The sequence below is a fragment of the Pseudanabaena sp. FACHB-2040 genome, assembly GCF_014696715.1.
In the GTDB taxonomy this organism is placed as follows: Bacteria; Cyanobacteriota; Cyanobacteriia; order Phormidesmidales; family Phormidesmidaceae; genus JACVSF01.
Window position 1 is genome coordinate 1 of record NZ_JACJQO010000029.1, and the last position, 21,402, is coordinate 21,402.

Here is a 21,402-nt window from a genome sequence, read left to right on the forward strand (position 1 = left end):
GACATGGGGGCTCTATCTCCTAGAAGGGGTTGAGATAGAGAGCCGCAAAAAAGCTCCCTATCACTGGTGGAGAAAGAGATAGAGAGCTGTGCGTAGAAAATATTTGGCTCAGCGACCGGTGAACTATTGCACCTTTTTTGGCATCGCTGATAATATAGACGCACAACCCTATGGGCTACCTAACTGTCACGCCTGGCAAAAGCATCTAGTTAGGTTCCCGGCTATCTCGAATAGATACGAAGGTCAGTTGAAACCCTTGCTGCTAGTAACAGTGGGGGTTTTTGACCTTTTTAGGCTGCTTCACATCGACATCACCTCCTTTACGGTATTCACAGAATTTTAGATCGATCTTCCGCGATCTCAACCATCAGCGCTTCACAAGATCTGCAGGATGCCTTTGAAGATACAGGCTCTTCCTCAGCTAGTGCAAGCGTTCTTATTGAGGCGTAAGGGGAGATGGGGGCACACCTAACCTGCTAGACGAGGTTGAAAGTTGTCCCGGTTTAGACTCCACCTCTGTCTCATTTTTTGCGGGCGTATAACCCTCGCTTAACAAGGCTTTGATGCCCTTTGAGTCCAAAAACCGTCGGGCGTTAATTTCAGACCTGCCGATGCACTCTGCCGCCTGGGTCTGGCGCATCCGGTAGCTACCATCTGGCATCTGGAGGCCTTCGACCGCAGGGGAACCGATGCTAACAAGGGCTCGTTTCGCCTTGTCACTATTGGTCATGCCGTCCCATCCTTAGCAGCACCATGCGCTCTAAAAGCGCTTCGATTCGGTCTAGTCGGTGTCATGGTTGCGATCGATCCTCACTTATCAGTCTTGGCTTGCTCAATTCTTTCGAGGCGTTCCCTAATGGCCCGCTCCACCAAGAAAGCAGCCAGAGTCGTGGGCTTGTTCCCTTCGGAATCAGCCCACCGTGCTAACTCATCAGCAATGCCATCAGGCAGCGAAATGTAAAAGCGCTTAGCCACGTTTTGCTCAGTCATCCTAACGCCTCAATCTTAAGGGCAACTAACTAGACAGTAACTTTTTTGAGGCTATCTTGACTAATTAGTAACTAAAAAATGACATATATGTTAGCCTCTACTGGGTAAGCCTTGATGCACTTTGAAACATAGTTGATGCACTTTGAGGCTTATTTGGCAAACCTTTGAGGCATTTTTATGCAAACTTTGACGGATTTAGCCAAAGCTCAGGGCGTGTCTACCCAAACTGCTTATAACTGGGTTGACCGCTACGAAGGGCACCACGGAAAGGGCAGCTTCACCAGTCAGGGAAGCAAGCACCCCTCCGACCAAAGAAAGGTGGTCTACTCTGACGATGCGATCGCAGACCTCCTCCAGTTCAATGGCATCACCCTGCCCACTGCTGAGCCAACAGTAACAGTCGAAGTGGGAAACCACTGCACTTCCCTGGCAGTGCCCATTATTGAGGGAGAGTTCAGCCTAGAGCAGTTCAGAGACAGCGAATCTCTGGTCTTCGATGACCCGCTCTCAGTCGCTACCCAGTTTCTCTCGGTTGCTGACCAGCTCATTGCAGCAATGGATACCGATGCCACCCAGAGAGAGCAACGCCTGAAGCTCACCCGACAGGCCAGGGAGCAGGTCTGCACTAAAGCTCAGGAATTACAGCTAGAGAGCCGCCTTTACCGGGAACGTGCTCGCGTCGTTGACACGGCCCAGACCACAGAGACCGACGCACTGCAGCAGGCCCTCGCAACCCTCCAGGGCTTGGGAAAGTCTACTGCGCCTGGGCAGGGTTAGGCGTTGCGCTCGCTCTTACTGCCCTCGGGCTCCTCAGCCTACTCTCTCTGCAATCTTTGAAAGCCCCTGTATCCACCGACCAAAGCGTTTCCAGGGGCCACACTCCCACCTTCTGAACTCGATAGGAGTCTCTCAATCATGCCGCAATTCGTCCTTCCACCGGGATGCAAACCCCGGCTTAAACACTTGGCCTTGGCCTATGCCCTGATGGCCCTTACTCTAGCTAGCTGTTCTTCTATCGTGGGCAGCAGCGCCCAGGCAGGCCAACCTGAACCGCTCAGACCCTACGGCAGCGAGGGCAGCATGACTGCGGCAGAGCTGTCCGTTCTCAAGGGCTTAGCTTGGCCGCAGCAGTACGGGGATATGGTCGGCACTTTTGGCTTTCCCTACTACCGCAGCGCCACTGCTGACTACTACCAGGTCAAGGGCTCTGCCACGCCTGCTTGGGTCGTGGTCTACTACAAGGACCGCACTGCCACTGGCTACGGCTTTGAACACCCACCAGTGGCTGGAGGTGAGCTATGAAGCGGTGTCTTGCTCTGCCTACTGCTCTCGTGGCCCTCGCTCTAGCTGGCTGTGAACCGAGTGAACTTAGACCGGTACCGATAGGCCTGCCCTCAGGCGGCAGTTTTGCGGCTCCTCGGGCTCCTACAGTGCCAGCCACACCGCTGGCTCCGCCAGTGCTGCTCTCTGGCCAGTACGACCCCAGCCAGTACGAAATCCATGGCGCTGTCACGGCTGATGGCTGCTACTCGATGCTGGAGCGCTTTCGGCGCGAAGGGCGGCGGGTGCACCTAGTCGCGGTCGAGCGCAATGGGGCCAGCACGGGCGGCCATGTTCTCGAATGGATGTGTGTCTTTGATGGGGAGGACGCAGATCCTGCTGCTACGCCTTTTGAAGACGACCGCTTCCCCGCGAATGAGTACGATTATCCCTAACTAGGAGGCTTTCCATGCAGATCACCCTGTTTAAGTACTGTCAGGAACAACAGCGAGAGCTCAATGAATTCCCGATTCGCCTTGCTTGGGCAGAGGCCCCACCTCAGCTCGGGCAGGCAGTCGGTATGGGCCACCAGCGCCGCTGGCAGGTGGTTCAGGTGCATTCTTTTACGCCGGAGACGGAGGGTGCGATCTCAGCTGTTCACCTAGCTCTGATTGCCCTGCCTGATGACGGCAGCGATCAGGCCGACTGGGACTGCTGGCGCTACCGGCATCTGGTGCCGCAGGAGAACATCTATGTTCACCTCGAAGATATCGGTCTGCCAGAGCTGGGCATCGGCTTTAACTGCTTAAACCAACCGCCCCTAGTGGGGCAGCAGCTTTTTGCAGCAGAGGCCACTGGGGAGGGAACCAAGCTGAGACCGAGGATGCGGCCCTGGCAGATCGAGCGCTATGACAGCTACCAACCCTCCCAGGAGGGTTGCCCCTACACGGCGGTCCATTTGAGCTGGTGCAGAGCCCTCTCACATGAGCTCGTGACGGCTTAATCAGGACTAACCCTAGCAAGGCCCCAACCTCTAACTGGACATCTCTAGGGCCTTGCAATCAGGCCTGCCTGTGCAGACCTGGTAGCGCCAAGCACGTTGTGATTCAAGAGATATCGCAGGAAAGACCGAGCACCGCATCACAGGGTTCACCTTTCCTTCACTGCGACTAAGCGACACGAAGCGGCCAAGTGACACGAAGCGGCTAAGCGACACGAACAGCCGCAGTAAAAACCTTTTCAAGCTTTAAGGAAACTGAAGATGCTAAACACGAAAGCACCTGCTCTAGAGCAGGACCAAGCGTGGTTTATTGCTGTGCCGAAACGGCAGGAGTTCAGCGAGCCTTCCTTCCACTTTGGAGAGCGCGTCAAGTGGAGCCAAAGGGATGAGGCTGGACAGCGCCTCTACTGTTCAGGTCGCATCGTTGGCATGAGCTTTCAAGACGATGAGCACTGGCATTACACGATCTGCCTAGACACTTCCCCAAAAACTGATTCTGAATTAACGATTCAGCGAGATGACGGGTTGAAGCTGGTCAAAGACTCTACCTGCATTCGAGACCACTTAGCGCCTGCCACCCATTGGCAGATGACTGAAGCTGCTGCTACACTTCTCGGCATCTCCGCAGAACAACTGCGGCACCTGAGACGAAGCGGTCTCTTCAAGGCAGGTCACCACTACCGTGACACCAGCATTCCCGGTTCTGGTAAACCCCGCTGGCAGTGGCATGTAGAACGCTGTGCTCAGGCCCTAGCTGTGCCTCCAGAAAAGCGGGAGATTAGGGGTTAGAAGCAATTGGGGCAGATTTTAGGGCAAGTGTTTAGTAGACATCTGAAAGCCTTATGTAGCAAGGCTTTTGAAAATGATGCCTCCCTTTGAAAAAGGGATGTATGCAAATTATGGAGAATCTCGTTTGCAGGTATTCGAGCGCATAAAACTATGTTAAAGCTATATAAATCAATAAATACAGCGCCTCTGCATCAGATAGATGCAGAGGCGTAATAGGTTCAAATGTAGTTAGAAGTAGTTGAACCTAGGAACCGATTTAGGGCAATATTTAGTACACCGGCGTTCCTGCTCAAACGTGTTTCCTAGCTGTAGTGGCTCGCAAACAAGAAGCATTGTGCTCGCAAACAAGGCTATTTTGAGCTCAGATTAAGTGCAAATAAGAAGACCTTCAGGCTCACATTATTTGCAAATGAGCTCAGATTAAGTGCGAACAGCTTGCAAACAAGATTTTCGGCTCACATTAACTGGGAATAAGCTGAAAGCCTTTAATCGTAGGCTAACCAGCTAAGACACCAGAATGACGACGCTCAGCACAACGTGACGGCAACTTCGATAAGCGTTGTCGGAGGTCCAAAATCGCTTCCGTCGGCACTCGCCGTTGCCCCATGAGGGCTAACCCCACAATGTGGCTGTCTTAAGATGAGTCTCGATATTGCAAGACATCGCTGGCCTAAAACGGGCCTTCTTTCGCGAACTGGCACAGTACTCAAACGTAAGAAATCTGTGAGACTCATGGGCTGTCACTGGGGACAGCTAAGTAGTAGAGAGTCCCGTCCTGTCAACACTTTAAGCCGTTTCTCAAAATTTAGATAGTTGCCTAACACAGCAGCTACTCAATGTGGTGAATAATCGCTGAATTGCTTTGCTGCTAAAGCCTTTCGGCTTATTCCCAGTTAATGTGAGCCGAAAATCTTGTTTGCAAGCTGTTCGCACTTAATCTGAGCTCATTTGCAAATAATGTGAGCCTGAAGGTCTTCTTATTTGCACTTAATCTGAGCTCAAAATAGCCTTGTTTGCGAGCACAATGCTTCTTGTTTGCGAGCCGCTACACCTAGCTATGCAGGTTGTTCAATAAAAAAGCACCTCGACACTGAGAATTCGTAGTAGTTCCAGCTTGACACAGCAAGCATTATCTCCCTATCTCAACTCATTAGTCTTTGGGGACTACTAAACGGGTGTAGTCACAACGATTCGTTGAACTGCTTGGTTAACTTATTATAAATCCCCTCTTCCGTCGATTTACTAATCCAGGCTTGGTAAGTCTTGGTATGAATTGTAATGGAATGGCCCATCCATTTTGCCGCCATAGAAACTGGAATGTTGAATGTAATAGCACGCACTGCCCAAGCATGGCGCAAATCATAGGGACGAAACGGCAGTTTATAGCGACGGAATGCCGTCCCTACATGCCTACCAAAATCGCTATTAACAATGCCATTAACGTTAGGAAATTGAGGTAAGCTTAGGTTAAACTCTTCTATCCATTCTGAGTAAAGAGGAGGAACCCACCGCCAGTCAGTCTTCGTACCTTCAGTTACCTCTACCCACGGCCATTGGGTTAAATCTAGGGAGAATACTTCATGTGGCCGCAAACCATAGGTAGCAATCATTCCCGCTGCCCATTGCCAAGGTCTGTATGGAATTTGATAGATGCTCCGCACAATCTCTTCATCAGAGGGCAATTCACGAGGAGCTGGCTTGCTAGATGAATAAGAACCTTTCAGTTCCTTGATAAATTCAACATCAAATCCAGCTAACTTACATAACGACATACAAGCTAGACACAAATAGCTGCGGGTTAAGCTGTCCGGCTCTGTAGCTATAATTACCTGGTGCACCTGATCAACCGTCAGTATCTGATCCTGCGGTAAACGCATCAGGTATTTCCAGTAATGCCTCTTCCAAGTCTCCTCCTTAGTGGAAGTGCGCTGACGTTTCTGAAAATAAGCTACTTCTAGATCCTCAATCCACTCTGCTATTGTTTTCTCGGTATTCGTTTTAACCGGGGTGATCCCATAATTTGTCCAGTCAAAAGTTTTGCTGGCTAAATGCGCCGCAATCCTTCTCGCTGCTTCCTCAACAATACGTAGACTGGCTACTTCAGCTTTGAAACCAGTGGCCATGGATTGCTGATGATAGTCAGTACGTTTTGAGCTAGGTTTAGGAGGAAACACAGCCCTAATAAAGAGGCTGTTTTTTCTCCGTTGAATGGTAATTCCTAACTTATCAGCTTTAAGCCGTTGATTCGCCTGCATAAGGTGCATATCAAAGGCATGATTCATAGTGATTCTTCCTTCTCATTTCAATAAAGACCAAGAGTCAGGACTCAAGTTACGGCTTTGTTCTTCAGACATTTTCTAAACAGTAAGAAAGAGGGCCAGTGAGAGGATGACTCCTTGGCTCAGGCTTTCCCGCAAGCCTTTCTCTTTAGTCGCCGGAATCGAATTCATATTTGTTTGGCTTAACCACCTGAAGTAGGCTTACGTTAAGCCAAACCTATAATCTCAACCTAGGACTGTTAATCGAGCAAGGGACTCGGAACCTGGGTCATAGGATGTTGTCTTCCCTCGAGATTTAGGCTTAATTGACTAGCTTGAGCTAAATCTCTTTCGCGTGAATGCTTCTTATGAAAAGCTTTTTCCCGCAGCGGCGTCTCCCTTCTCTGCAGAATTAGGTCCTGGCTACCTCTCACTACAGTTGGGGCTTGGGGCCGATTGCTATCAGCAATAGCCTTTCTATAAATTTCTTCCTCAGTTTCTTTACTGATCCAAGCCTCGTAAACCTCAGTATGGATCTTAACGCTATGCCCCATCCATTTAGCGGCTAGCTCTACCGGAAACCGATAACATATAGCGCGCACTGCCCAGGCATGACGCAAATCATATGGGCGAAACGGTATGCTATAGGTTCTGAATTTTTTTGACACTCGGTGCCCAAAATCTCTATTAGTTCGACAGTTGGCTCTAGGCCGTTGATGGTTACCCAGGTCAAACAAGTCAACCCACTCGGGGCGTGGTGCTCTTACAGTCCGTCGCCCTGTCTTTGTCTTTTCCAGGACTTCTACTTCAGGCCAGCAGGAGAGATCCAGCTTAAAGGCTTCGTGTGGACGAAGCCCATAGGTAGCAATCATCGCTGCTATCCAGCGCCAATCCTTTCGGGGAATTTGTCGAATAGCCTGCACAATCTCCTCATCGGAAGGAAGGCTACGGGGGGCAGAATGCCTCGCAGAATAAGCCCCCTTAAGCTCTTGGGTGAACTCAACGTTCAACCCAGCAAACTTGCCAAGTGCTTTATAAGCGATGCAGACCGAGTTGCGAGTGTAACTATCAGGTTCTGTCATCAGTATTGCCTGGCGCAACACCTCCTCGGTCAGAAGCTCACATTGAGGAAGTCGCTTGAGATAACACTCATAGTGGTTATTCCAAGTCTCTTCAGTAGTTGGGGTACGCTGCCGCCGATGGAAGTAGTGCTCTTTGTAATCGCTGCTCCACTGCGCAACAGTCTTTTGAGCCCCAATTTTTACGGATGTAAAACCGTGGTTGCTCCAGTCAAACGTCTTTCCGGCGAGTTCTCCTGCAATTTGCTTCGCCAGCTTCTCCGCTGCTTTGAGACCTGCAGGGTGAGCTTTGAAGCCGGTTGGAAAATCTTGTTGGTACCATTGAGTTCGACCACTACCCGCCTTAGGCGGCAGCATAGCGCGGATGTAAAGGCTGTTGCCGCGTTGGCGAATGGACACTCCTAGCTTGGCGGCTTTGAGCCGGGCGTTGACGGCTTTTAACTGTTGATCAAGGTTGCTGTTTTTCACGGTTTCTAGCGGTGCGATAAGGAAGACAATTGGGGTTGCCTGGATATCTCGGTGCCTTGAAGGAATCAGGACGAGCGCAGATGAACAAACATCGTCTGGCGCTTCTTTTTCCTATAACGTTACGTTTTTGTGTGGGCTGAGCTGACAAGCGTTGTTCACTCAGTTGTTCTTCTAAGCTCCACAGCGCTGTTGGTTTAACGCTGCTCGTGCTACTCAAGGTTGTTTGTCGGCATGCTCTGTACCTTTTTGATGGGTGAATGATCCGAGATCCTCCCAGTTGCCTGGCCCCCTCGTTGCCCTCAAGGAAGGGCGGTTCTCTTTTTGGTCTTCCTACAGGGCCTAGTGATTTGTTTTGGCCTTAACGCTCTATGCTTGGAATATTTTCCTATAAGGTTACGTTAATTAAACACCCTCTCTTTGCTTGGTGCAATAGGTTCTTAAAAATTTATGTGGAGGCTGTTTGCTGCTGGGTGCTGGTGGTTCTTCTAGTGGTAGAGCGGCTCTGACGGTTTCAGGGAGGCTAGGTGGGTGCTGGCGTTATGTCTAAAGATCTGTGGGGTGATCCGCATCGGGCTCTCAAACAATACTGTGGCGGCTCTTGAGGTGGCGTTGGCGACTAGGTTGGAGATGTCGCGGTCGGTGAGCGGCTGTCCTAGGTTCTCAGGATGTCGAGCTGAGCCAATGCGCACAAAGACTCGCTGGTGCTCGGTTTCTATCTGGGGCCGCAGTGTCTGAAGCCAGTAGTCTAGATCGGCACTCAGGTGCTCTGGCAAAAGGAGATTTCGCACTCGGGTGGTTCTATTTTTTGCTGTACTGCTGGCGCTGAGCTGCACGCGGTAGCTTTTCTCTTCCCGCTGTAGGCTGCCAGGGTATTCAAGTTCGCGGATCTCTCTTTGCCGGATGGGGGTGTACAGCAGTAGGGCAGTGATCAGGTAGCGTTGCCAGGATTGCTGTATCGCGCTTTCTGTTCGCGCCAGGCCGGCTCTGTTGTGGGGAGCGCAGCACGCTTTCAGGTACTCGACTATCTGCACGCTCTCTTCATAGGTCAAGCTTTCGCTTTGTTTGGCTCGCTTATGTGCGCCGCCTCTGGCATGTTTTTCTGCCCAGTACTGGGTCTGCAGGATGTTTTGCAGTGCTTGGGTTCGCTGATGGCGGAAGTTGTTCTGGTCTTGGGCGGAGAGCCACCTGGCGACGGCAACAGCTGCGGTTGTGATGTTGGTTGCCCAACCATGGCCGTTTCCTCTTTCTTCAATGCCCCACTCAATGAAGGCTTCTAGCTGCCCTCTGTCGGTTGCTTGCTCTAGTGCTAGGCTCTCTAGCTCTTCTTTCTGGATGTTCTTGAGCCAGCCCAGCAGGCAGAAGATGCTTTCTTTGTAGGATCTAAAGGTGTCTTGGCTGACGGGGTGATGGGCGGGGTCGTCTGCGGTGGGGCTGGTTAGAAAGCTCTGCAGCTGTTTCAGCTGGTTTTGTAGTGTGTCGGTTAGCTCTTCTTCTTTGAGGCTATAGGGGCTGACTTCAGTTCTTTCTTCGGGGACGGCTTTGCTCTGGCTTTGAGGGCCATGGACCGTGGGGGCGTAGTCGGGGACGGCGGCTGTTTGCCGGGTTTGCTCCCAGCCTTGGCTGTATATCCAGTTGAAGAACCGCAGCAGGGCTGAGCGGTAGTTTGTGACCGTTCCCTTCGATAAACTCTGGGCGTTCCTGGGCTTCACGTTTTGCTCTAGGGCGGCAAGCAGTTGAGTGGCCTGATTCAGGAGGGTGCTCAGGGGGATTTGAGCGAGGCAGCCTTCGAGGTCTTTTTTGAGTTCTGTGGGGGTGAATTGTCCGTAGCTGGGCAGCACGTAGCGTCTCAAGGTGGTTCGCAGGTTGTCTATCAGCCTCAAGTTGGCCTGGCACTCCTCGCTCTGGCTGAACTGCTCATAGGCTTCTAGGACGGTGGGGGCGCTCATATTGGCGTGGCTTTCACTGAAAATGGCGGGCAGTACCTTGAAGCGGCTGTCCTGGGATGAGTTGCGGGCAGATTCCCATTCTATTGGCTGAGGTCTCTCGAATGGGCGCTTAGCTCTCTATGGCGCTATTCGTATCTGGCTCTGCTTGCACGGGAAGGCCGGACAGCGCCTGGGGGGCAGCTACCGCTCTCTTCTTCAGTAATCGGCTCATCTGGCGCGAGCTCAGCTTCACTTGACGGGCGTCGGCTAGTGTCTCGCAGAGTTGTTGGCTGGTGGGTCTGTAAAGTTCTTGCAAGCAGTCCTCAACGACTTGCCAGTCTTCTTCTTTCCAGCTTCTTGGCCGCCCTGAACGGGGCGCATCCCACAAACCCTCCATGCCCTGCTTTTGCCAGCGCCGCAGCGCATTGCGGATGGTGTGCTCATGCTGGTCTAGGTGCCTCGCGATCCACGGCACGTTCAGGCCCCCGGCGTTCAGTCGGATGGCCATTGCTCTTTGTCTGACGATGCGCGAGGTGCTAGCGGCTAAGCTCAGTTCCCGCAACTTCTGATCGTCTTGCTCGCTTAACTGGACTCGTAGGGGCGCAGGCATCTTCATCCCTTACAGGCGCGTTGCTGTCTATCTTACTGATACTTACGTCAATTCACTAGTAAATAGACCTAAATAACTAGAAGATGTTTCCCTATTTATGAGCGCGTTGCTGTCTATCTTACTGATACTTACGTCAATTCACAAGCAAATAGACCTAAATAACTAGAAGATAATTCCCTGTCGTACTGGTTGTCCTACAAAACCGGAAACAGCTGTTTCTGAAAACGAGGGTTCGCTTTTATCCACCTCGTCCGGGCTGTCGTGCAGAAACGAAAACAGCTCTTTTCACTTTTTTCAGAAACAGCTGTTTCCGGTTTACCAACTGCTCGCTTAAGCAGGAACGAGTCCTCTGTGCTCCTTTGGATCCGCTGCTATAACGGCAACTAAGCAACGCTAAATCAAGGATTTTGGGCTTTGGCTAGCACGAGAGAATGCGGGTTTTGGGCAACTGGCACATCGTCTTTTAGTCCACCAGGTAGGCCAAACTTTAAGCAACTGGCACACGAGCGATCAGGACAGACGCATCAGTAACATTAGGCGCTAGGCAAGCAAAAAAACACCTCAGCCTGCTGGCCGAGGTGCTGTTCATTCTTTGCACTGTTTAGAGAAGGGGAGAGCCTTCGCTGAACCTTTACTCGTTCGGCAGTAGGGAACTGCTGTAGGCGTCGCCGCTGTAGGCCGAAACACGAGTGCTGTAGTCGGTAGCTTGACCTGTAATGGAGGTCGCTAGCGATTCAAAGGAAGTAGAGCGCCAGTTGCGGGGGTGGATAGGCTTGCTCTGCTCACCGAGAAAGTATGCTTGGGTGCCGATCAGCGCGACGGCTACCCAACCGACGATAAATAGAGAAATCAGAATTGCCATATCAAAACCTCTCGCTTGACTTGGGGTCTAAAAGAAAGCCTGTCTGCAAAGCTTGTTAGCTCACGGCTAAGGAAACCAGCACCAGGGCACCTACTAACAGGGTTGCGATCGCAGCTTGAAGCTTGTAGCGTTCCTGCTGTTCAGGAGCGGGATAGTCAGCCAGGTACATCTGAGGTTCTACTGCATAGTTGTTGAGGATGCCGCGCTCATCAGTAGTGGTGTACATGGGGGTGACTCCGGGTGGGTTTGTTTCCTTATGTTAAGCATCGTAACAGTATTGTTACAAAACGGCAATTCTCCTTGACAAGTCTTGTGTGCATCTACTAGTGACTTTGTCCTCATTGCTCAACGTCTACCCGTTGGCTCTCTAGCGCTCGAATGGATATTCTTGCCCCAGGGTTACCTGGGACTGTTTGCTTTAGGGTTCTTTCAGCAGTTGGGGAGGCGGTCTCTGCCCCTCGACCCAATCCTGGCTTCAGCACCTAGACTGAACGAACGCCAATTCTCTAAGCCTGGTAAATCTGCATGCCCCTAATTCAAGAGACTTTTGTGGAGACGGATTGGGAGGAGCCCATTGACGCCCAGCAGGCAAGAGACGAGCGGGCACCCAGCTGCAGACTGAAGGCTGGCTCTGTCAGTGCTCTACGCTCTACCGCATCCCTGATGGCTGCCGGGTCTTTTTTCTTGAAGCTAGGGAGCCGGAGCAGATTGAGGTAGTAGATGCTAAGCCGCACCGGAAGGCGCTACCGCGTCAACCTAAACCTGCAGGGGAAAAGCGGCAGCGGGATTATGAGGTGCGTTAGCTTACGCGTGCTCTATCCAGTCAAAGCCTTCGTTTAGCTGCCGGGTACTGATCAGCCCGTACTGCCACAGCACCATCGGTAGCAGGTTTGTTGCCTGACCCGCTTGGCGTAGCCCCAGTGAGATCGCATCAGTTGGCACTGCCAGCGTCTCTTTCAGGTATTCGATCAGGCGGTTGAGCTTCGAGGCTGACATGGTCAGAAGGCCGTGAAATGACAATTAGTACATGAGTATAACGGGCCGGCCGTAAAGCGAGCTGGGGCTGCGGTGAGAATTTATAACCCCAGCAGAAAGACTGCCAGGGCTGCTTCAGTTATAAGAAATACCCATACAAAGCCAGCGGCTCCAGGTCTACTGTAAGGGTTCCTTCCTAGCACAGCTGTAAACCACTGGTGAAGCCTCATGAACCTGAGCTAAAAATCACTCAAGAAGACGGTCTTTACCCATCCCATAATCTCAAGGAAATCGAGGCCCTTCACGCCCAAAGAGGGCAAAAGTGAGAAAGCACTAGAGAACCCTTGAGGCACTACACACAACTCGAAAACCAATATAGTTATTAGCTCCACGTGGATTGAAGTCAAGGCGACAAGCAGAGCGGCAATTTCTAGGGAAGATGAGCCAGGAACCGCCACGAATCACACGTCTAGCGTCTTCATTCTCACTAATCCAGACACTTCCGTCTGTAGGAGCACCATCATAGTTGCTATGCCAGTGGTCCTGGCACCACTCATATACATTGCCATGCATGTCATGTAGACCAAAGGCGTTGACGATGCCAAAATAGTCTACTGAGTTTGTTTTCTGGCGATACTCTCCCTCGGGACCACCGCTATAAGTATGGTTGCCATCATAGTTCGCAAGGGCGGTGGTGAGGGTTTTACCAAAGTGGAAAGGTGTTGTCGTTCCGGAACGACAAGCATATTCCCATTCAGCTTCACTGGGTAGACGATATGGCCTCTTAACAAGTGCAGCTAGCCGATCGCAAAATTCCGCTGCATCATACCAAGAGACTTGTTCCACTGGGAGCAAGTCTCCTTTGAAGTTGGAGGGATCTGGATTTAGCTCCTGCTTTACTTGAGGCAGCGCCGCCACTAGTCGCCATTGGGCTTGGGTAACCGGATAGCGGCCCGTAAAGAAGCTCGGAACATTCACCTTATGTTGGGGACCTTCACTATCTGATCGTTCTGGCTCGTTCTCTGGAGAACCCATCAGGAAGCTGCCCCCCGGCACCAGAATCATGTCTAGGCCAACGCCCTCTCCTAGCTGCTCAATGAAGTACTGAGCCTGCCTGTCTTCGCGCTGGAGAATCAAATCTGCCATCTTTAAAGAAATCGTAGAGAGCCAGGTAACTGTTTAGCACTGCTTACCAAGCTACCTGACCCAGGTTGGTTTTTGGATGCTCTCGTTGACAAAACCAGAAGCACCACCGAAGCGGGTCTGCACTCTTCTTGGCACGCCCAACAGATTCCCATCTGCCAGTTCTGACAGTAGAAGAGTACTCAGGGCACCACAGACAACTCGAAAACCAATATTGTTGTTGGCTTCGTGCGGGTTATTGTTGCGGTAGGCGGAGCGGCAGTTCCATTGCTTCGCAACGCTGCGCGAACGGATTGTTGTTCCAGGAGCCACTGCGTCTGCCGACCCACCCCAACCGCAGCCTAGCGCTACTCTTCCCACTCCAGCTCAAATACATCGCGATTCTTTATAGTCAGCGGGTCAGCCAGGGGCTTAAAACTAGGCGTTCAAAAATTCGGGGTAAGAGGACAAAAGGGCAAAGCGTTAGAGATCTCTTGGGGCACTACAGACAACTCGAAAACCAACATAGTCGTTGGCTCCGCGTGGATAGTTGCGGCTGCGGTAGGCAGAGCGGCAACTCCTTGGATAGTCGTACCAGGAGCCGCCGCGTCGCACTCGCACTCGCTCTGTATCCTCATCCTGACCCAACCAGGCGCTGCCATCGGTCGGAGCACCCTCATAATTGCCGTGCCAGTAATCCTGGCACCACTCATACACGTTGCCGTGCATGCCACACAGGCCAAAGGCGTTGGCAATGCCAAAGTGGTCTACAGGCACCGTTTCCTCTCGATACTCTCCCTTCGGCCCCTGTCCATAAGAACCTGACCATTTGTATGCGGTGGTATCCATTCCCCGATAATTCGCCAAATCCGTCGTGATCGTCTCGCCAAAGTGAAAGGGCGTTGTCGTTCCGGCTCGGCAAGCATATTCCCACTCTGCTTCACTCGGCAGCCGATACTCCCGCCCCATGTAAGCCGACAACCGCGCACAAAACTCTACTGCATCATGCCAAGAAACGGATTCCACAGGCCGCTTCTCACCTTTAAACTTGGAAGGATCTGGATCAAGCTCCTGGCTGACCTGTGGCAGTTGGGCTACAAACTGCCATTGCGTCTGAGTCACCGGATACTTACCCATAAAAAAGGTACTCAACCGCACCTCATGCTGAAGGCCTTCACTGCTTGATCGCTCTGGCTCATCATCCAGCGACCCCATCAAAAACACCCCCGCCGGAATCTGCATCATTCGCAGCGACAGCCCCTCCCCCAACAGCTCGTCAAAGTACTGGTTCTGTCCCTGATGCTGGTTAATAACAACTTTGGGCTGACGTCCTTGGGTGTTGGTCATAACCAAAAAGTTCGAGGCGCTTCGCGCCGAAAAGGGCAAAAGGGAAAAAGCGTTAGAAAGGCCTCGGGGCACTACAGACAACTCGAAAACCAGTATAGAAGCTGGCTCCGCGCGGGTAGTCGCTGCTGCGATAGGCGGCGCGGCAATACCACGGATAAGAGTCCCAGGAGCCGCCGCGCCGCACTCGCCTTGCATTCTCATTCTCATTTAACCAAGCACTACCATCAGCCGGAGCACCCTTATAATCGTCATGCCAGTGGTCCTGGCACCACTCCCACACATTGCCGTGCATGTCACTCAAGCCAAAGGCGTTGGCAATGCCAAAGCGGTCTACAGGCGTCGTTTCTCTCCGATACTCCCCTTTAAGACCATTGTTATAAGCGGTGCTCGCGTCGTAATTGGCTAACGCTGAAGTGATTGTCTCGCCAAAATGAAAAGGCGTTGTCGTCCCTGCCCGGCAGGCATACTCCCACTCTGCTTCGCTCGGCAGCCGATACTCCCGCCCTGTGTAGGCCGACAAGCGATCGCAAAACTCCACCGCGTCATGCCAAGAAACCCCCTCCACAGGGCGGTTCTCACCTTTGAAGTGTGACGGGTCAAGGCTAAGATCCTGGTTTACCTGTGGTAGTTGAGCTACAAATCGCCACTGTGTCTGCGTTATTGGATAACGGCCCATCAAAAAGGCATCCACAGTGACCTCATGTTGTGGCCCCTCACGATCAGAGTGCTCAGGTTCCTGCTTAGGAGAGCCCATAGTAAAATTGCCCGCAGGAATGCTCACCATTTCCAAGGTCAAGCCATCTGTGAACATGTCCAGTAGGCGGTAAGCCTGCCGTTGCTGGCGCTGAACTAACCATCCAATATTTTGCTGTTGCCCGCTAGTCCTAGACCCCGACCGAGACAACGGTCCCTTAGATAGAGGAGGTGGTCTCTTGGATAAAGGGCGGATGTTAGAAGTAGATTGAGATTGCCCCTCTGGTATTGGCCCCAGCACCAGGGTCGCCACAGTAAACTCACAAACCTCTAAGCCGCTTTCTGCTGGGTTGGGGGTTACCTCTAGGACAACTGTCGCAATAGTAAATTCCTCTGTCTGAAGAGGCGGAAAACTAGAGCTTGCCTGACCGGCTTCAACGAGCTGCCCCGTTATAAAATCCAGGGTTTGCAGCGGTGGTATTTCAAAGGCGATGTCTGGCGGTGCTGCGTAGGCAGCACCTGGGACTCCGCTTGGATCTTCCAGCCTGTCTACAAGGGCCGCATAGTTACCACCCATGCGCCGCAGAACCTGCTTGGTTAGGCTAGCAAACTTTGCAAGCTCCAGCCCCGACTCATCCCCCAGTTCCTGCTCCAGCAGAAGCAGCGCTGTGAAGCTATAGATACTCCTACCCAGCTTCTCACCGATGTACTGAGAGACCCGATCTAGAACCGACTCGGCCACTGTTTTTGGCACAGCGTCTACAAGCAGCTCTCGTACCCCCTCAACAAACTGGTAAGTTGTTTCAGTCTGGGGAGTTGGAGCTACGTCTGCTTGAGCCTCTGCTGTTGAGGGTTCGTCCTGCTCCTCGCGCTCGATTAGGCCGCTCATAAAGACTTCGGCCATATGCAGTGGCGTTACATCGGGCAGCATCGCTGCTTGCAGCAGGTAGATAATCGGTAGGCTCACTGGCACCAGAGCCATCATGCCTGCCAACTGCCGGGTTAAGTCCGACGATGCTGTTGTGGTAAACCGCTTCACTAGCTGCTCGGGCCTAAGCGGTGGCAGTTGAGACTCTATGTTTGGCTGTAGGGCTTGCCAACCTTCGTCAAACACAACTCCTGCTGCGCCGCTCTCGCCAAACCCAGATACCATTTTGGCCCACTGCACTAAAGCCGTTGGCTCTAGTGTGACTACGGGCAGTTTTAGACCTCCGGTCGCCTCTTTATCAGCACCAATCGGATCTTCTTGAAAAATAAGGTAATGGTTGGCAACACCGGGTTCTCGGCCCCCCAGCTGCACGGCCAAACCAGCACTCAAAACAGTTCGCTTCCAGAGGTGTCCGGGCAGCAGCTGCACAATTGCCACGGGGCCAGTCTTTGCCCACAGTTCAAGACAGTCTCTATGGATTGCCCCACTATGCCAGGCCGCAGAGATGCAGTCACTCACTACCAAAATTAATCGCCGCCTTGCTGCATCGACTAGCTCTTTGGGGCTGCGCGCCTGCTGCTGCTTGATCTGACTAGGACGCTTGGAAAACAGCTTGATCGATTGAGCCGAGGCTTGCAGATGCCACACCGTGACAGATCGAAAAGCACCTTGGCGTTCTAAGATCTGCTTGAAATCTCGAATGGTTTCCTGCCACAAAAAGCTTGAGGCTGAGTCTTCAACCACCAAAGCAACTTCCAGCCAGCGCTCTTGGGCAGGCCGTACAACTGTCATGCAGAATTGGCGTTCTGCCGTTTGCTCAGCAGTTGCCTCTTCGTCTAAAACGTCTTGGGTATAAGAATCAACCCGACGCATCAAGGGCCGCAGCGATCGCCCCAGGGCCAGGGTTTGGCGCAGGGCTGGAGCTGTCGGTGCTTGGAAGGGAATCCCGCGCTTCGCAGGGGCGCTCCTTTGCACCTGGGACTGCTGAGGTGGGGAATACAGTCCCACACCAGGAGGGGGGTCCGGCAGTGGGGAAGGGGAATTATCGGGTGGAGGAATTGTAGGAATCGTGGGTGAAGCTTTTGGCGGAGAGGAAGACCTGGGCCGTCTAGCAGTTCCCTCCACATAGCGTGACAGCCAGACTAGATCGGCAATGTTCTCGGCATCCCAATCAAGCTCGGCCTGCTTCAGGCGAGTAATGAGCTCAAGGAGATGGGCATGGGAGGCCGAGGTCTCTGTCATGAGGTACCTGGTCCCGACAGAGGTCGCAGCAGTTTGTCCCGCAGCTGATCTCGATCCTTACCAGTTGGAATACCTTTTTGCCGCAGTAGGTAAATCGTATTGAGCAATTGATCAGTAGCGAGTTCTAAACCCCCGTCATCTCGCTTCTCTAAAAATGCTGCAATGATGGCATCGGCTTCCTGCAGAATGTTTTCGTCCTTCAAATGGCGCTCAACGATTTCGGCGAGCTCTTCCCGGTTGGGTTCTCGCATATCTAACCGAATGCAGCGTCGCAGAAAGGGGGGCGGAAAATCTCGTTCGCCATTGCTAGTCAAAATGATGAACGGAAAAGTATTGCACTGCACCCGACCAGATCGAATTTTGGCAAGGGGTTCCTGGTGCTCGTAGGCGGTACTGACCTGGACTTCAGAGAGAATTTCTTTGATGCGCTCCAGTTCAGGAACGCGGTAGCGTCCTTCTTCAAGGACATGAAGCAGATCGTTGGGCAAATCGATGTCGCTTTTGTCGATCTCATCAATTAGCAAAATCCGAGGCTTTTGAGGGTTCTCAATGGGCAGTAGGGCAGTTCCTAAAGCCCCGAGCCGGATGTATTTGCCGATGTCCTGCAGGGCTTCTACCTGGCTCTTGGGCTGCTTCCCCTTTTGCTGCGAGTCCTGCAGGCGACCAATCGCATCGTAGCTATAAAGCCCATCTTTAAGCGTTGTTCGAGTGGTGATGGGCCAGTAGAGCACTTCCCCGAGCTTTAATTCGTGGGCCACTGCGTAGGCCAAAGAGGTTTTTCCCGTCCCTGGTTTGCCGGTAATCAGCAGGGGACGACGTAGATACAAAGCGGCATTTACCAGCTCTATTTCTTCGGGGCGGGCCTTGAATGTCGTGCCTTTCTGCTGTTGAAGCGTTTGTTCATTTTCAAAGGCCCGCCATCCTGGCGGCTCAGGCAAACGCTCCAGCCCATCATGCGGGATTCCTGTGCCTTCAAAAATTCTCCAGCTGGTCATAGATTTTTATCGGAATAGGTGATCTCGGGCGGTCTGCGATGGGGATCTTCCCACAGAAATGAAAGGTGGTGCCCCAACTCTAAAGACATTTCTAGATCGTCTTCTTCATCTAGCTCTAGCGTATTACGCCGCAAGGCCAGAACCTGATTGGGCACCTGCCCAAGGCTGCCGCTCAAAACTTGAGTATCTACAAGCTCTTCCCAGGAATGTTCAGCGCTAGAGCGGATCCAAATGGCTGCAGGGGTTCCGGTAGCTAGCAACAGGCCAATTTCTCCTTGATTGGTTGCTTTAGGAAGCCTCGTTAGCTTAAGCCCAAACGCTGTCTGCAGAGCTTTTTGGAGTTGCTTAGGAGAAGCAGTCTCATCTCTTATGAATAAATTCATAGCCTTCTGCTGTCCGTTGTCATCCAGCTGCTTCCACTTGCTTTGCCAAGCGGCCAGGCCACGGGCAAACTCTAGCCGCTCTTGGGAACGCAGCACTACATGGCAGCAGTCTTCGTCGATTCCCAAAGGCTTTGGAAAGCCGAATTCTGCCGGAATGCAGCACTGCTCAACGTCTCTATTAATTAAGGAAAACGGCAGAAAAAACTCCACGGTTAGATTTTGCAGGTCAATTCCACGACGGCCAACTTGATCGAGGTAGCTAGCTATCATCGCGGGAATATCTTCATATTTAATACCAGCCTGCGGATCAATCTGGCTGGGGTCGTCCACATATTCCTGCCAGCCTTCTGTAGGAAGAACGTCGGCACCTTCCCCCGTCCTGGGATCGTACCGGTTAATATTGGCAATCAGCCAAGCATTGATTTGATAGGGCTCTGCCTTAGAGGTTTTATCGGCCTGCACGTTAACCAGTAAGCAAGGGCTTGAGGGCGTGGTTGCGGGCAACATCTGCTGCTGCCGCTGCTCCATCTGTTTTAGTAGGGGGGCTACGGCCTCTGCATATTTCTCGAGCCAGCCAGTCAGTTCTGCTCGAATGATGGCAGTTTCAGCTTGGTTCAATAAGCAGGCTCCAAACTGAACCAACCTGGATGCAGACAAGCTTTCAGCATGCATCTGAGACAAATCTGCCAGCATCTCCTCCAAACCAACTGGAAAGGGAGCACTCCAGTTGTCAGGGCGACAAATTTTGTAAGCGGTTGCTATTTGCTCTGTTAGGGCTTGTTGATGGGCAGTCAGCAATTGCGCCAGGGAATGCTTTTGAATCTCTTGCAGGGGAGTCTGGAGCTTCTGCGTGGGGAGAATAAAGCCAATTTTGGCTTCTGGGCGGTCTTGATCCCGTGCGACGACCATACCAACAGCAGCCTGAGAGGCATCGCACCAGACAGGTGCGCCACTAAAGCCAGCTTCGACCGCTAGCCCCGGCCCTTTGGTATCCTCTATCTGGATCCAGCCTCCTGTGACTTCTCCCCGGGTCACTGCAATTAAATTGCGGCCAAGCGGCTCTCCATTGGGGAAGCCAAATGCTTTCACGACCGCACTGTCAAATTGCAGGAGGGGAACCAGCGGCATTGGCTGGTGTGCCAGTTGAGACGGGGCTAGGAGATGCAGCACGGCGGCATCTCTTCCACCATCAAACTCGTCAAACTCGCAAAAGACAACCGCCGCTTGAATAGAGGCAGGCCCTAGAAAAGGAAAGGTAACTTCTATAGAGGCCCCAATTGGCTCTTCTACGGCAGGTAGGGCTGCTTTCACAACATGGGCGCAGGTCAGCACATAGCTATCAGCCACCAAAAAGCCAGTTCCGGCGATGGCATCGGAGCCAGCAAAGTGAATCTGTGTGAGCGCCTGCTTGCTTTCCTCAAACCCCATCAGCACTCTCTTTTTCTTCAGGCTTATCCTTCTCCCAAGTAAGCTTGACTTCAAAGGTCACTTCACCGCCGACTGATCCAAAAACAACACCCGCTTCAGCACTGAGTTTGAGCCCAAAGGTTACTTCAATTCCATCAGCTGGGGTTGTCAGCCCAGACCGGAGCCTCGATAGGACAGTTGCTGCAACAGGCTTCACCGTGTCTAAGGCTTCCTCAAGAGTCTGAGTAGCTTGATAGACCATCTGATCTGCGTTAACAGCAGCCACCCGTTGAATTGATCCCCCTCTAGTTGTCCTAGGTGGATCTACTTCAACCAGAAAGGCGGTACCGTCTTCGAGCTTAAATTGAGCGATCTCTTTAGCCATGTCTTTACCTAAGATGCCTTACGCTCAGCGCTAAACCTCGGCTCTAGCGTAGAGGATGTTCTTTTAATATCAACAGTCCCGACTGCAAAAATCCAGAAGCTCTGGAGTTCGGTTGAAACAAGTTTGCCTCCAGACGTGCTACTGAAGTAACAACAGGCTCGCTCTTTGCCATCTCAATATCACGCTTTGACTATCCCCCTGATCCGGGTGTCTCCGCGAAAATCTGCACGCCACAGCCTTGGGACAGTTCAGTTTGCCCAAATTGTCTGAGGATTGTATATCCCAAATAATTTACTCTTACCCACTAACTACTATTAAAAAGTTAGTAGGTTCTAGAAGGACCTCAAACGCCCATACAGCCTGGGCTTAAGGCCACTTTTTTAAGTCTAAGCAAAAATGGAAAGGGTTTTATCTCACTAAGTTATTTAATAAATATTGATTTAATCTAATGGGTTTGCAGGGGTTACCCTATAGCCTTCAAAAGAGCGAAAATCCGCATCGTCCACTGCTGGGCATTCCTATTCAAGTGGGATCGATTTGGGACTTAGCGGCAAGTAATTGTCACTGACTCGCCCACGAGATGCGCAACGAGATTCAATTTGTAAAGCTAGGCGTGAGGCTATGCAGGCATTCCAGCAGAAGTAGCCAGTAGAAAATGACAACGTTAGCCTTTTGAGTTGAGGC

General features: G+C 52.1%; 19 protein-coding genes. 5 read left to right on the forward strand and 14 right to left on the reverse strand.

The genetic code is table 11. The features are described 5' to 3' along the window. Positions 1 to 810: 810 nt before the first annotated feature. The gene (locus tag H6G13_RS26345) at positions 811 to 990 is read right to left on the reverse strand and encodes a hypothetical protein (protein WP_199306914.1); all 180 of its coding nucleotides are present in this window, start codon (positions 988 to 990) and stop codon (positions 811 to 813) included. A gap of 177 nt (positions 991 to 1,167) precedes the next feature. Between H6G13_RS26345 and H6G13_RS26350 the strand changes: the two genes are divergently transcribed. The 5 genes from H6G13_RS26350 to H6G13_RS28890 all read left to right on the forward strand — a co-directional run bounded on the left by H6G13_RS26350 (position 1,168) and on the right by H6G13_RS28890 (position 4,039). Continuing rightward, on the forward strand, positions 1,168 to 1,767 hold the full coding sequence (locus tag H6G13_RS26350; protein ID WP_190488521.1) for a hypothetical protein: 600 nt from the start codon (positions 1,168 to 1,170) through the stop codon (positions 1,765 to 1,767). Between the two features lie 138 nt (positions 1,768 to 1,905). Beyond that, positions 1,906 to 2,292 carry a hypothetical protein gene (locus tag H6G13_RS26355; RefSeq protein WP_190488522.1) on the forward strand — a complete coding sequence of 129 codons (387 nt, stop codon included), beginning with the start codon at positions 1,906 to 1,908 and terminating at the stop codon, positions 2,290 to 2,292. Next, complete coding sequence (locus tag H6G13_RS26360; protein WP_190488523.1) at positions 2,289 to 2,705, forward strand: hypothetical protein; 417 nt, start codon at positions 2,289 to 2,291, stop codon at positions 2,703 to 2,705. The genes H6G13_RS26355 and H6G13_RS26360 overlap by 4 nt, the downstream gene beginning before the upstream one ends. A 14-nt stretch (positions 2,706 to 2,719) precedes the next feature. Continuing rightward, a complete protein-coding gene (locus H6G13_RS26365) occupies positions 2,720 to 3,253 on the forward strand; it encodes a hypothetical protein (protein WP_190488524.1) in 534 nt (177 codons plus the stop codon). A gap of 258 nt (positions 3,254 to 3,511) precedes the next feature. Next, on the forward strand, positions 3,512 to 4,039 hold the full coding sequence (locus tag H6G13_RS28890; RefSeq protein WP_242028549.1) for a hypothetical protein: 528 nt from the start codon (positions 3,512 to 3,514) through the stop codon (positions 4,037 to 4,039). Positions 4,040 to 5,220: 1,181 nt separating this feature from the next. On the opposite strand, the gene H6G13_RS26375 is transcribed toward H6G13_RS28890, so the two are convergent. The 13 genes from H6G13_RS26375 to H6G13_RS26435 form a co-directional block, all read right to left on the reverse strand. Continuing rightward, positions 5,221 to 6,321 (reverse strand): hypothetical protein, encoded by a 1,101-nt coding sequence (locus H6G13_RS26375; protein ID WP_190488525.1) that lies wholly within the window; start codon positions 6,319 to 6,321, stop codon positions 5,221 to 5,223. Between the two features lie 236 nt (positions 6,322 to 6,557). Next, the gene (locus tag H6G13_RS26380; RefSeq protein ID WP_190488526.1) at positions 6,558 to 7,844 is read right to left on the reverse strand and encodes a site-specific integrase; all 1,287 of its coding nucleotides are present in this window, start codon (positions 7,842 to 7,844) and stop codon (positions 6,558 to 6,560) included. Between the two features lie 485 nt (positions 7,845 to 8,329). Continuing rightward, entirely contained in the window at positions 8,330 to 9,790 is a 1,461-nt protein-coding gene (locus tag H6G13_RS26385; protein ID WP_190488527.1) for a tyrosine-type recombinase/integrase, read from the reverse strand. A 109-nt stretch (positions 9,791 to 9,899) separates the two neighbouring features. After that, the gene (locus H6G13_RS26390) at positions 9,900 to 10,379 is read right to left on the reverse strand and encodes a helix-turn-helix domain-containing protein (RefSeq protein WP_190488528.1); all 480 of its coding nucleotides are present in this window, start codon (positions 10,377 to 10,379) and stop codon (positions 9,900 to 9,902) included. A 631-nt stretch (positions 10,380 to 11,010) separates the two neighbouring features. Next, a complete protein-coding gene (locus tag H6G13_RS26395; protein ID WP_190483451.1) occupies positions 11,011 to 11,241 on the reverse strand; it encodes a hypothetical protein in 231 nt (76 codons plus the stop codon). 55 nt (positions 11,242 to 11,296) lie between these two features. Next, on the reverse strand, positions 11,297 to 11,467 hold the full coding sequence (locus H6G13_RS26400; RefSeq protein WP_190488530.1) for a ssl1498 family light-harvesting-like protein: 171 nt from the start codon (positions 11,465 to 11,467) through the stop codon (positions 11,297 to 11,299). A 578-nt stretch (positions 11,468 to 12,045) separates the two neighbouring features. Next, positions 12,046 to 12,237: a DUF2949 domain-containing protein gene (locus H6G13_RS26405; protein ID WP_190488532.1), complete on the reverse strand. Its 192-nt coding sequence runs from the start codon at positions 12,235 to 12,237 to the stop codon at positions 12,046 to 12,048. 312 nt (positions 12,238 to 12,549) lie between these two features. Then, positions 12,550 to 13,362: a formylglycine-generating enzyme family protein gene (locus tag H6G13_RS26410; protein ID WP_190488533.1), complete on the reverse strand. Its 813-nt coding sequence runs from the start codon at positions 13,360 to 13,362 to the stop codon at positions 12,550 to 12,552. A gap of 459 nt (positions 13,363 to 13,821) precedes the next feature. Continuing rightward, positions 13,822 to 14,685 carry a formylglycine-generating enzyme family protein gene (locus tag H6G13_RS26415; protein WP_190488535.1) on the reverse strand — a complete coding sequence of 288 codons (864 nt, stop codon included), beginning with the start codon at positions 14,683 to 14,685 and terminating at the stop codon, positions 13,822 to 13,824. Positions 14,686 to 14,737: 52 nt separating this feature from the next. Beyond that, positions 14,738 to 17,548 (reverse strand): formylglycine-generating enzyme family protein, encoded by a 2,811-nt coding sequence (locus tag H6G13_RS29585; protein WP_347277536.1) that lies wholly within the window; start codon positions 17,546 to 17,548, stop codon positions 14,738 to 14,740. Next, positions 17,545 to 18,543 carry a MoxR family ATPase gene (locus H6G13_RS26425; RefSeq protein WP_190488537.1) on the reverse strand — a complete coding sequence of 333 codons (999 nt, stop codon included), beginning with the start codon at positions 18,541 to 18,543 and terminating at the stop codon, positions 17,545 to 17,547. The genes H6G13_RS29585 and H6G13_RS26425 overlap by 4 nt, the downstream gene beginning before the upstream one ends. After that, on the reverse strand, positions 18,540 to 20,354 hold the full coding sequence (locus tag H6G13_RS26430) for a trypsin-like peptidase domain-containing protein (protein ID WP_190488539.1): 1,815 nt from the start codon (positions 20,352 to 20,354) through the stop codon (positions 18,540 to 18,542). The genes H6G13_RS26425 and H6G13_RS26430 overlap by 4 nt, the downstream gene beginning before the upstream one ends. Continuing rightward, positions 20,344 to 20,718, reverse strand: coding sequence for a CU044_2847 family protein (locus H6G13_RS26435; RefSeq protein ID WP_190488541.1), 375 nt, complete (start codon positions 20,716 to 20,718; stop codon positions 20,344 to 20,346). The genes H6G13_RS26430 and H6G13_RS26435 overlap by 11 nt, the downstream gene beginning before the upstream one ends. Positions 20,719 to 21,402 lie beyond the last annotated feature (684 nt).